Genomic DNA, 11,346 nt, shown 5'->3' with positions numbered 1-11,346 from the left:
AAGCAAATTGAAGAATTAAAAAGGCAACAAATTCAAGCTAAATAGTTTTCAAATTTTTATCTCATTTATTTTTGCCCTATTCATTTAGTCAGAGAACGAGTAAAACCCGTTCATTAAAAAGAAATGATGTTATCAGCTTTTTCCTTCTGCCTTATTTATAATCTCGAAGAACAAAGCTTCAAGGTTTTTCCTCTCATAACCTATTTCAGTAACCTTGAACTCATGAAGGGAGTTGCTTAACGTTGTTAAGTCAGAGTTAAAGTTTGAGATTATTATTTCACCGTTTGCAATTGACACGTTACCAAACTTTTTAGCAATTTCAATAGCTTGATTATCTAATTTCTCTACTCTGACTTTTACAACATTTGTATTTATCATGTTCTTTAACTCCTCCATTCTTTTTATGTCTACAATTTTACCTTTATGAATGAAAACAACACGATCTGCAATGTTTTCAACTTCAGAGAGAATGTGTGAAGAGAACAAAACAGCTTTTCCCTCATTTTTCAGCTTCAGAGTTAAATCTTTGAACATCTGTATTCCAGCGGGGTCTAAACCATTTAAAACTTCGTCAAACAAGAAGTTTGTTGGATTTGCTGCTAATGACACTGCGAGAGCAAACCTCTTTTTCATACCTTGGGAGAACCTACTCAGTTTTGTGTTTTCCCAGCCTTGAATACCAAGTTGTTGAAATAGGTCTTTCCCTATCTTTCTAGCTTCTGATGACGGTATGCCATAGTACCTTGTGAGGTAAACGAAATAGTCAAGGGCTTTAACGTCCTCAAATTCTGGCAACTCTGGTACCCAACCAACGTTTTTAGAAGCAATTTTCTTTTCCTTAGTTATGCTATGACCGTCAATAATAACATCACCAGAAGTTGGGTTTATCACACCTGCAGAGATCTTTATTGTTGTTGTTTTCCCTGCACCGTTTAAACCTACAAAACCTACAACTTCACCGTTGTTAACGGTGAAAGAAATCCCTTTTAAAGCTTGAAAATTCCCGTAATTTTTAACAAGGTTGCTAATTTCAATCATATGTAGTAATATTAGAGTAGATTTATAAATTTATTCCAATTGGATTAAGTTTTTAGTCTCTGAAAAGACAGATAAAGACATGAAGTCCAACATCCTTTACGATTTTAAGAGAAGCTTCCTAAGAGTTTCTGTTCTATCCTTTTTAGCACTTTTCTTAATTGCTGGTACATTTTTCACTTATAGCTTTTTACATACAATTCCTTTAGCTGAGTTCAATAACGTTAATGTTGTAGTAACTGTTGAAAGAACGGCTTCCGAATACCACTTTCTGGGCTTAGTCTTTGACAATCAAGGAAATCCAATAAGCAACGCCAAAGCGACTGTGGTTTGCTCAAACTCAACCGAGATTTATTACACAAACTCTTCTGGCTATTTCTCCTTTTACGGAAAGCCCATAGAAATAGTCCTTACTCATTACGGTCAACAAAAGTCTATCAAGTTTAGTACAAATTATTCTGCGGCTTCATATTCGCATTATTATATAAATGTTTCAGAGTTTTACAATTCCTATGTACCAAACTCAGCTCTGATTATTGGATATAATGACAATACAGCAAAAATCATTACTTTTAAGCCTAATACGACCCTTCATTTCTATAAAGGGACTACATTTTATTTTTCGCCGGCTATAAACGAATTATTGGACAACATTACTATTGTCCAATCAATGAAGATTAATACAATAAGAATCCCTGCAGGAACTACGTTTGTTTATGCGATATACAAAATGCCTGATGGGTATCAATCGATTGGAGCACCGTTTAACTCAGCACCATTAATAGAGACGGAATTCCTGCAATTTATAGGAACGTTTATGTCTTATTACTTCTCCTTAGCCTTTAGCATCATCTCCATTTACGTTGCTTATCAAATGTTTGGCAAACTCAAGGACAGAGGCTTACCACTGATTTTGGCAAGGCCAATAATACGTAGCGAGCTTTACTTCACTAGATATTTCTCTGGCGTAACAGCAATAATCTTGGCATCACTTATATTTTCATTAGCTACTTCAATAATGTTTACAGCATATACTGGCGTTTTCCCTTCGTATGACATGACAATGCTTTTTGCTTTTGTATTCTCAAATATAATAGTATGGTATTCATTAAGCTACCTATTCTTCTCAAAGTTTTCTTAATCTAAAGGCTTAGGAGTCTCAATAGGCATATTTATTGTCCTAGACTTCTTAGTTCTTATTATTCCATTTATTCCAAGTAAGTTGGTATACTATTTATACCCAGCATCTTTTGCATTCTCTTTGATTAACTATTCGCTTACCTTGAACTATCCAATAAACCCAGTAATAAGTGCTACAGTAGAAACAGTATGGGTTGTAACAACAACAATTTTAGCTTATTTGATATTTGAGAGAATAGATGTATAAGAAAAACTTTTTATATTTTCATATATTCTTCCTTCTTTTTGCTACACATCCATTTTCTTAAATGTCAAGTAACCTAAAATTACAGGCACTGAAATCCATAAAAGCTCAACAACTACGCTTATTGGAATTATAACGCCAGAAGGCATTGAGAAAGTAGCCAAGTAATGCGAGAATATATTGGTAATTGGTGTTGGAGAAACGTAATAGGTTAAGTAATTTGCAATGCTTGGATAAAACAGTGCAGGCAGGGATAAACCAATGTTAAGCAAAAACCATGCGACAATTGAGACTCCTAAGCCTGCAGCTGGAGAAAGCTTTGTGTAAAATAGGAAGCTCAGTGAATACCAAACGATGACATTAAAGAACGAGTAAGCAAGCAATGCTGGTATTATGACTGTGGGTAAGAACTTAAACAGAGTCGTTGCGGTTAATGAAGTTGCTAGTGTGAAAGTTACTATTGAAACGAGTATTGCCAAAACCCCAGAAAAATACCTAGTGAAATAGAGTTCACCACGGGTAATTGGTCTAGCTAAGATTAACGGTAACCCTCTGTCCTTTAGTTTTCCAAACATTTGATAAGCAACATAGATGAAGAGGAAGATAAAGGCTAATGAAATTAAGCCTACATCTCCAACAATGCTTGTACTCAGCAAATACTCAGCTTTAGGCAAAGGAGTGAATTGCTCAAGTTTTGACAATGTTGTGAAGTTAAATAAACTTGTTACTTGGATTTTTTGGTTTACCGTGAGAAATACTGTGCCTTTAGGTATCGGTGCATTAAAGGCTTCAATGGGCGACATTGACTGGGGAGCAGAGAAGTTTCCTATTATTTTTCCGTTTGAATCATAGAAATAGAGGCTGGGGCTAGGAATTATACTAATCACTTTGCCGTAAGTGCCGTTATAACCAGTGACTAAAATCCCTTCGCCAATGAAGTTGTAAAAGTCCGAAATGTTATATGCAACACCTAGAAGGAAAGTTAAGTTTTTCTTTTCACTGTTGTAAGTTACAAGTAAAGAAGGGACTGTCTTGTTTATTACAAAATATCCAGAGGAGTTTGTGTACGTTTTCACCCCATTATACTCAATTTCAGCATTAGGGATCGGATTTCCTTGGTTGTTAAAAACGTATCCTACAGTTTCACCGTTGTAATACAAAGCTATTGCATTTAAGTTATAAGTTGCAGCAGGATAAGGAACTGCAGTTTTATAAGTTGAGTAAGCTAGAAAAACTCCTGCTATAACAAATATTACTAGAATTAAAATGACGGAGAGACGTAAAAAGCTCCTCTTGAAGTCATAAACTATTGGATTCATGATTTACAATTTAAGTAATGAGTTAATAAAACTATTCAGAACAATAGTCAGTGTATGAGAGGCTTATTCTGAGTAATTTCTTCAGCAAAAATTTGAAGATAACATACTACTTTTATAAAAATTAAATGCCATGAAGACCTCTTAAGAAACAACTGTTATAAACAGTTTTAGAAGTATGAATTTAGTCTGTCTGAATTAGCTAAATAAGAGAAAATAAGCACTTTTTTTAACGAAAGTAAGAACAGATAAGTTCAAAAAATCAGAGGCTATATTTGAATTAGTACTAGGTTTTCAGTTTTGTAATAAGTTTATATACTCATTTATCAATTCGGCTAAAGATAAAGTACTCGGAAGTCATAGATCGTTTTAACTCCTTCTTATTAAATGGTATCTTGGTATACATTTGCAATACCAGAATATAATGTGACTGCTTAAGCTTTCTTTATTTCTACTTATGCTATCATATAACAATCAACGAGAGGCAGAGAATCATGTTTCGTTTTCAATTCTCCTGCTCTTAATACGATTCTTTTGTTAAGTGATACAATTCTTATTGGAGAGTTCGCTATGTAATTTATTTCATTTTCTACTTCTTCCCTCTTTTCATGTTTTAAATTAATATAGAAAAATTCAGAGATATTAAGGTACGTAGTATGTACTATAGCTTTTTGCTGGTTTACTTCGTTCATAATATCCACCACATCTTTGACTTCTAAGAAATAAAGAAATAAAAAAGAAGTATCAAACACAAATTTTCTCATATTTATACCTAAGATTTATTTTCAAGTTCTGCCTCTTTTCTTCTTTCCTCCTCTAATGTCTTTAATAGTTTCATTCCTAACTCTGGTTCATCTATACCTGCAGCGTCTGCCAAAGTTCTCACGGGGGTTAGCACAAATTTTTCCGTCAATTATTTCAAGCTTCAGCATCATACCTCTTCTTATTCCTAACTGTTCTCTTACCTCTTTTGGTAGGACAATTCCTCCCTTCTTATTTACTATCACTTTCATAAATAACAATTGGGGGTTAAAGTATAAAACTATTATGCTGGAATTCTGTGTGATTATGCAATAATAAATATTAAATAAAACCTCAATTGGGAGGTTAGAAATTAATTATAGTGAAGCTTAAATAAAGGCTAATAGTTGGTTAGCAAATATCGCATATAAAGCATTATAATAAGAGGAAATGCTGAACGATTCTAAATTCCGAACTTTAGATGCTTGAAGCTTCAAAACTTAGAAGACTTTATAGTACTCTGGTTAACTAATTGAGCTCTACTTAATAATGGAAAGTTTTGTTATTATCTCAAATAAATATAAATTTAACAAGTGCTCTGATTTTAACATAGTTAAATGTTAAAATTATATCCTATTTTTAAAAAAAAAAGTTATATACTTTTAAAATGTCTGATAAAATAGAGGTGATAAAACATAGAAACTATAACCTCTTCAAACCCATTAACTGAAGTCGAATTACCTATAACCATAGACCCTATGAAAATATATGAGATAAACGGAAGAATTATATTCGATGAGAACTTTTTAAGTGAGATAAAAAAAAATCCAAAAATGTTAGCTAAACTTGCTGGAATTCCAGAGGAAGTAATAGAAAACATAGATGTAAAGATACCTTCTCAACCTAGTGTAGAGTTTAAGGAATTAATGCTAAAAATTGCCAAGAAAGCTAGCAAAGAAGGCATCATAGGACAAGAAAAGTTTGAGTATAATACTGACAATGCGGAGAACTACATGAACGCGGTAGTTGCTCTAGCTCTAGCTGTAGCTCTAGCTCTAGTTGTATGGCTAGCCCTTTGGGTAGTCTAATCTTTTTTCTTTTACCTTTTAAAATAAATTTAAAATAAATAAGAAAGAGATTAGTTGGTGGGATATTGATTCCAACTGTGGGCGTAATCGTCATATCTACTACATGTAATTTTTTATGTGATCACTGTAGCGTCAGAAACTCGGCATATGATAGATATAAACTTCCAAGAGAGATAATGATAAAATTTATAGACGAATTATCTAAAATACCGACAGCAAAACTTATTGCCTTTACTGGTGGAGAGCCAACTCTTTTCTTAAATGATCTTCTTTATGGTATAGAATATGCACATAAAAAAGGATTTATAACGAGGCTTGTCACAAATGGATGGTGGGCAAGAACTTATGAGAGTGCATCTAAATACATAAAAATGTTTAAGTCTCACGGTTTAGATGAAATAAATACAAGTTATGATGATTATCATGCAAAGTTTGCAAAAATAGATAATATAGCAAACCTTATAAAAGTAGCATTAGAGGAAGGACTTAGAGTGGCACTAGGGGTAATTACAATTGAGGAGAATTATTATAACGCAGATAGAGTTAAAGAAGAAATAAGTAAAAGGCTTAGTATGACTGTCGAGGAATTAGAGAAAAGAGTATTCTTTATAGAGGATCAACCAGCCCCTGTAGGTGTAGCGTCAACCTTATATAGTAAAGAAAAAGATAGATTCGTAGCAAATCGACCAAAATTAGATGTAGGATGTCCGAATATAGGGAGCATACTTACTCTTTTGCCAAACGGAGACGTAAAAGCTTGTTGCGGACATCCTATATTCCAATCCATGAATGATCCATTCCTGCTTGGAAACATTAATAAAGAAGATTTAGCAACAATGGTAAAATATGCTCAAAGCAGGTTGTTTTATTGGGCTCTTCGCTTCTTGGGGCCTAAAAGACTTTTAGAAAGAATAGGAGTTAAAGGCGAGTATACTCATCTATGCCATGCATGTGAAGTTATAATTAAGAATGAGGAGTACAGCAAGAAGATTGCTAATTATCTGAAGACTCATGCGATAGAAGTATTTATAAATGATATATTATTAAGTGATAATATTGCAAGGTTAGAAGAAGTAGCAATACAAACAGGAGTAATAGATAAGTTAAAGAAAATATATAATATATAAAGTGAAATATTATTTCTTCGAAAACCATATATATTTATCTTTTATCATAGATTATAAATATGGGGAGTTAAATTGAAGATGGAATTGCATAATGTGAATGCTGGCTATTGGGGTAAGACTATATTACATGACATTAACTTGTCATTTCACGAAGGTATTAACATTGTTTTAGGCCCTAACGGTGCAGGTAAAACTACTCTATTTAGAGTTTGCAGTGGTGCACTAAAGCCTTATAAAGGGGAAGTGTTAGTTGATGGGCGAGACATTCATAGTGATGCAGAGACAAGAAAATTAATAGGTTATTTACCTCACAGAGATGGGCTAATAGAAGAGTTAACAGTAAAAGAGAATTTGCTTTTTTACGCTAAAATTTATGGTCTAGATAACATTAATGAAAGAATAGAAGAATTAAATAAAATTGTTAACATAGAGAACTTACTCAGTACTCGTGTAGCTCAATTGAGTCACGGGCAAAGAAGGAGGGTTGCTTTATTGAGAACACTTTTCCACAATCCTAAGGTACTTCTCTTAGATGAGCCTTCGGAGGGTTTATACCCTCTCACAGCTAAGAATTTACGCGAGTTTATAAAGGATCTTGGCCATAAGGGTAATTCCACGGTCATCTATTCTACTCACAATCTTTATGAGGCGTTAGAGTTAGCAGAAAGGATAGCTGTAATTAAAAATGGCGGAGTTGTTCTTCAAGGCACACTAGATGATTTAAAGCGTTTACTAGGTAAAATCAAAGTAGGACTTAGAGTTCGAGGTGATCCTCGCCCTATCCTCAATTCTATGGGATATAACGTAGTCCAGGATGAGAACTTGTGGATTACTGAGGTTGGCTCAGAGGACGAAATAGGAAAAATTGTTGATGAGCTCACAAAGAATAAAATAACTGTTCTGGGGATCAAAGAAATGGGGAATCCTTTGGAAGATATATTAGAAAGGATAGGGGGTGAGTAGATGGTTAAAGGAATTATCGAAGCCTACATATATAGGTTAAGAAAATCTATAAGATCAATAATTATATACTCTGTAGGTTTTGGAGGTGGCATCACTGCGCTTGTTGTACTTCTTGGTGTTCTCTATCCAGAAGCCTATACCCCTCAGACACGTTATGCCCTTGAAATGCTTGCTAGGGAAGTACTTGGTGTTCACACTGTAATTCCTAATAGCGCAATTGGGGCTATAGCGTCTGCAATTTTTTCACCTTACCTTGCCTCACTTATAGCTGCTCTTGTTGCTTCATTTTCTATATCTGGTATGTTTGCAGTAGACCGTAATGAAGGAGTATTTGAAGTGCTCTTTTCAGTTCCAATATCAAGGAGGGAAATTCTTACAGCAGTGTTAATTTATACTTTACTTGCAGCATTTATTGCTGAAGCAGTAATTATGGCAGTAGCTTCAATTATGTCATTGTTGCCATTATACTTATTAGGCTATCTTAGCAGTCTCGGCAGTTATTATATAGAGTTGTCACTTCTTTTAGCCCCAACCCTGCCAATTCCAGCTGCGCTTATTAGTCTATTTCTTAGTGTAGTTGCACCATCACTTGGGAAAGTTAGAACAGGATTGACACCAGGCCAAAACATTTTAAATACTATTTCGATATTGCCGGCACTTATACCTTTCTTGATTCTAAATATAGAGCCTCAAATAGGCCCCGATAAAATTGCAGTTTATACAGCTATAGCTTCAGTTGTCCTAGCTGCAATTCTTTTGTTACTTTTGCCTCATATGTGGAAGGAAGAAAGTCTATTAAGGTCATAACCATGGCACGTGTTTACATAGAAAAAGAAAGTCTGGTAATAGAATTAAGTACGCTTGAGAAAGTGCTTTCGTTAAAAAGTAAGCTGGTAATTCCTCTTAATTGCATAGAGAGCGTTATGCATATTAACGACCTTAATGAGGATGAGATTGAACTTTTACTTCCAAAGATAAGAATGGGTGGTGCGGGATTTGGAAATAGGCTTTATGGCAGATTTCTAAGCAATATTGGTGAAACTTTCTTTGTTACAAAGGATCTATGGAAATCAATAGTAATATATACAAAGGGATGTGTACCATATAAGGCAATAGTTGTAGATGAGCTTGATCCTAAAACGTTAGAGAATATTAAAAAAGCATTAAAAAGTGATGAGTAAAAAGTATGAGTGAGTTTCAGCTATTTCTTCTCAGAGGGTCAAAGGGATAAGTGAAGATTTTTAGTTTCTTATTGCTATTTATATACTATGAAAGTTGAACTAACTGAAGACAAACTTATAATAAAGTTTAGTGCATGGGAAGAGATTGCTGGAATTAAAAGGGAATTGGAAATTCCTATTTCGTCAATAAAAGATATCAAACCTTTTAAAGACGCTGATGTGAAGTTAATTTTGAGATTAGGTGGAACCTCATTGTATAAGATAGATTACGGAAGATTTGAAACTTCAAAAGGATGGGCATTTGTTGCAACTGATCACTTAGACAAGTCTACAGTTCTTTTCCTCAAAGACTTTAACTATGATTTAGTAATATTAGACTTAGACGAGAAAACAGTAAAAGAGCTAAAAAAGAGAATTTTGGATCAAAATGTTTTTTGAACAGTTCCTTTTTGTAACACAATTATAACGGTGAATAGATGAGTATTAGTAATAATATATGTTTTCAGATTAATTAACGTTTCTTGATTTAGAAGATTGCTTATAAAGAAAAGTCTTCAAATAAAACTTTATATAGATTGAAAAAGATTAAGAATTAATCTTTTCTTTACTTATCCATTCATGGGAGCTTTTACTTCTTAATGCTTATTATTTGGGGCGAAATTACACTTTATTTTCGTATCGCATAAACAAAGTCAGAACTTGTCCAGGGCGAGATTCAACAATGCGTTTTCCTAAAAGCTAGTCGACTTTGAGGGGTAGAAGTTACTTCTTGGGATATTAGTTTAATTTTAATCAATTGGCACTTGTAATAAATCAGGCAGGAGCAAAGCAGATTTTCGAGCTATTGATAGACAATTAAGCCTCTCGTTTAGTATGTCAGATTCGGGTATATCAAAAAGCATGACTAGATGATTTCATATAAAGTTTGTTGGGCTAATCCCTCTCCATTAATGCCTAGAATGGTACGTCCCGATCAAAAAAGCTTCTCCTAAGAAGAGTGGATCAAGTTATGTTTATGTACTGGAAAACTAATGATAACTTATGGTTGAACTTGTAGCTGTTAGTGGAGCAATAGGGAAGTTTACTGAGGCATTAATTAAAAAGCTTAAGAGAGGTGAAAACTCTCTTCCGAGGATTTACCTCTTTCTCACTCTTTATTATTTGTCTAAACAAATGGAGATGATAGATAAAAGAATTGATAAAGAGGTTGAAAAGCTAGATACAAAAATTGACTAAAGTAAGGAGTAGATAAAAGATTTAACGATGGGTTTGAAAGTTACAACAAAAGGATTGATAACCTAAAGTCAGATGTTCAAGAAATAAAGAATAAGATTAGGGCAATAAACAAAAGAATAGATAAAATTCTCTAAATTTTAATTGAAAAATGATTTCAGATTAAAAAATCCTAATTCTTTATTTGATAATACTTTGAATTGTCTATATTATCGATATAAACTAACATGAAGAATTTCTCAGCCAATGCAGTTATTGAAAAATGATTAAGGGAATTTCGATCTCCTCTTTACTTATCCCGCCATGCGAACCTTTATGATACTTTTCTTCATCATCCCAGTACATATACAGTCTATTGTCCTCAGGGACTCCTGCATAATCTGGAACGTTCTCACCCCCAGTCAGTTTAATCAGTTTTCCCCTATCGTACGTTAACAAACCGTATTTAGATAGGTGTTCTCTCATATCCTTCTTTGAGATAAACATCAAATTCCTGTGATCACCATAAGGGGGAAGGACGCTAACGTCAAGTATGTCTTTTCCAATATTTACAATACCTTCAACCTCAACATGACCGTGGTCAGCTGTAATTACTGTACTGTATTTATCTGACAAGTCACGTGCAAGGTTTTCAGCCAAAGAGTAAACTTCCCTTGCAACCCTCATCGTGTGTGGTGAGTTTGGACCGAAATGATGGCTTGTTGCATCTACGAAAGGTAGGTAAAGGAAGATGAAGTTCGGCTCCTCTCTTTTAGCAACTTCATAAGTCTGTGTTACAGCATCCCAAGGAGAGAAATATGGGATAATCCTTGAACCAACTGATTTGAAAAGCCTCATTGAGGGTCTTAAAGCTGGGCCTACAATAACGTCTTTCTCGCTTAAGTATGTGTTCATCTTAGGAATCTCAACGTGGTCTTCCAGCAAGTTCAATATTCTTCCATTTTCCCTATCAAAAATCCTCCAGCCCATTATACCATGTACTCCGGGTGGAGCAGCAGTAAATATCGTGGTAAGTACTGTGACTGTGATTGTTGGGAAGACAGAGTGGATTTTCTCAGCCTTTATTCCAACCTTCTCAGCAAGGGAATAGCCAAGACCGTCAATTAGGATGAAGAGGACTTTATCTTTCTCAATTCTCTTTGTAGTTTTACTTTGTAAAGCGTTTTTTACATCTACAGACAAGGAATAAATGCTGTTTTCGAGGTTTGGTTCCACTATCATAGGTTAAGAGATTATACCAAAGATTTAAGCATTTTGTACATAAATTATATAAGTCTA

13 protein-coding genes and 1 pseudogene are annotated in these 11,346 nt (G+C 34.1%); 9 read left to right on the top strand and 5 right to left on the bottom strand.

The genetic code is table 11. From position 1 onward, the window contains the following. Positions 1–132: 132 nt before the first annotated feature. Positions 133–1,038: an ABC transporter ATP-binding protein gene (locus tag AC3OCB_RS01610; protein WP_498340434.1), complete on the bottom strand. Its 906-nt coding sequence runs from the start codon at positions 1,036–1,038 to the stop codon at positions 133–135. A gap of 79 nt (positions 1,039–1,117) precedes the next feature. On the opposite strand from AC3OCB_RS01610, the gene AC3OCB_RS01605 reads away from it, so the two are divergent. Together AC3OCB_RS01605 and AC3OCB_RS01600 are read left to right on the top strand one after the other, a co-directional pair. Continuing rightward, positions 1,118–2,176: a hypothetical protein gene (locus AC3OCB_RS01605; protein WP_498340433.1), complete on the top strand. Its 1,059-nt coding sequence runs from the start codon at positions 1,118–1,120 to the stop codon at positions 2,174–2,176. 81 nt (positions 2,177–2,257) lie between these two features. After that, a complete protein-coding gene (locus AC3OCB_RS01600) occupies positions 2,258–2,422 on the top strand; it encodes a hypothetical protein (RefSeq protein ID WP_498340432.1) in 165 nt (54 codons plus the stop codon). A gap of 41 nt (positions 2,423–2,463) precedes the next feature. Here the strand turns inward: AC3OCB_RS01600 and AC3OCB_RS01595 are convergent, their stop codons facing one another. The 3 genes from AC3OCB_RS01595 to AC3OCB_RS01585 form a co-directional block, all read right to left on the bottom strand. Continuing rightward, complete coding sequence (locus AC3OCB_RS01595) at positions 2,464–3,738, bottom strand: ABC transporter permease subunit (RefSeq protein ID WP_498340431.1); 1,275 nt, start codon at positions 3,736–3,738, stop codon at positions 2,464–2,466. Positions 3,739–4,190: 452 nt separating this feature from the next. After that, positions 4,191–4,499, bottom strand: coding sequence for a PIN domain-containing protein (locus tag AC3OCB_RS01590; protein WP_498340430.1), 309 nt, complete (start codon positions 4,497–4,499; stop codon positions 4,191–4,193). An 87-nt stretch (positions 4,500–4,586) separates the two neighbouring features. Continuing rightward, positions 4,587–4,748, bottom strand: a complete 162-nt coding sequence (locus AC3OCB_RS01585; protein ID WP_498340429.1) for an AbrB/MazE/SpoVT family DNA-binding domain-containing protein — start codon at positions 4,746–4,748, stop codon at positions 4,587–4,589. 561 nt (positions 4,749–5,309) lie between these two features. Here AC3OCB_RS01585 and AC3OCB_RS01580 point away from each other — a divergent pair. The 7 genes and pseudogenes from AC3OCB_RS01580 (at position 5,310) to AC3OCB_RS01550 (ending at position 10,071) form a co-directional block, all read left to right on the top strand. Further along, positions 5,310–5,564, top strand: coding sequence for a hypothetical protein (locus tag AC3OCB_RS01580; RefSeq protein WP_498340428.1), 255 nt, complete (start codon positions 5,310–5,312; stop codon positions 5,562–5,564). Between the two features lie 77 nt (positions 5,565–5,641). Beyond that, positions 5,642–6,691: a radical SAM/SPASM domain-containing protein gene (locus AC3OCB_RS01575; RefSeq protein ID WP_498340437.1), complete on the top strand. Its 1,050-nt coding sequence runs from the start codon at positions 5,642–5,644 to the stop codon at positions 6,689–6,691. A 162-nt stretch (positions 6,692–6,853) separates the two neighbouring features. Beyond that, a pseudogene (locus AC3OCB_RS01570) lies at positions 6,854–7,654 on the top strand (ABC transporter ATP-binding protein); the annotation flags it as partial. Beyond that, positions 7,655–8,461 carry a hypothetical protein gene (locus AC3OCB_RS01565; RefSeq protein WP_498340427.1) on the top strand — a complete coding sequence of 269 codons (807 nt, stop codon included), beginning with the start codon at positions 7,655–7,657 and terminating at the stop codon, positions 8,459–8,461. A 2-nt stretch (positions 8,462–8,463) separates the two neighbouring features. Further along, complete coding sequence (locus AC3OCB_RS01560; protein ID WP_498340426.1) at positions 8,464–8,835, top strand: PH domain-containing protein; 372 nt, start codon at positions 8,464–8,466, stop codon at positions 8,833–8,835. Positions 8,836–8,922: 87 nt separating this feature from the next. Beyond that, positions 8,923–9,273: a PH domain-containing protein gene (locus tag AC3OCB_RS01555; protein ID WP_498340425.1), complete on the top strand. Its 351-nt coding sequence runs from the start codon at positions 8,923–8,925 to the stop codon at positions 9,271–9,273. 603 nt (positions 9,274–9,876) lie between these two features. Then, positions 9,877–10,071 (top strand): hypothetical protein, encoded by a 195-nt coding sequence (locus tag AC3OCB_RS01550; RefSeq protein WP_498340424.1) that lies wholly within the window; start codon positions 9,877–9,879, stop codon positions 10,069–10,071. A 249-nt stretch (positions 10,072–10,320) separates the two neighbouring features. On the opposite strand, the gene AC3OCB_RS01545 is transcribed toward AC3OCB_RS01550, so the two are convergent. Further along, positions 10,321–11,289 carry an alkaline phosphatase family protein gene (locus AC3OCB_RS01545; RefSeq protein WP_498340423.1) on the bottom strand — a complete coding sequence of 323 codons (969 nt, stop codon included), beginning with the start codon at positions 11,287–11,289 and terminating at the stop codon, positions 10,321–10,323. Between the last annotated feature and the right edge of the window lie 57 nt (positions 11,290–11,346).

Source organism: Sulfurisphaera sp. (assembly GCF_059755235.1).
The sequence above is the reverse complement of the archived record's forward strand: the minus strand, read 5'-3'. Positions and strand labels throughout refer to the sequence as shown.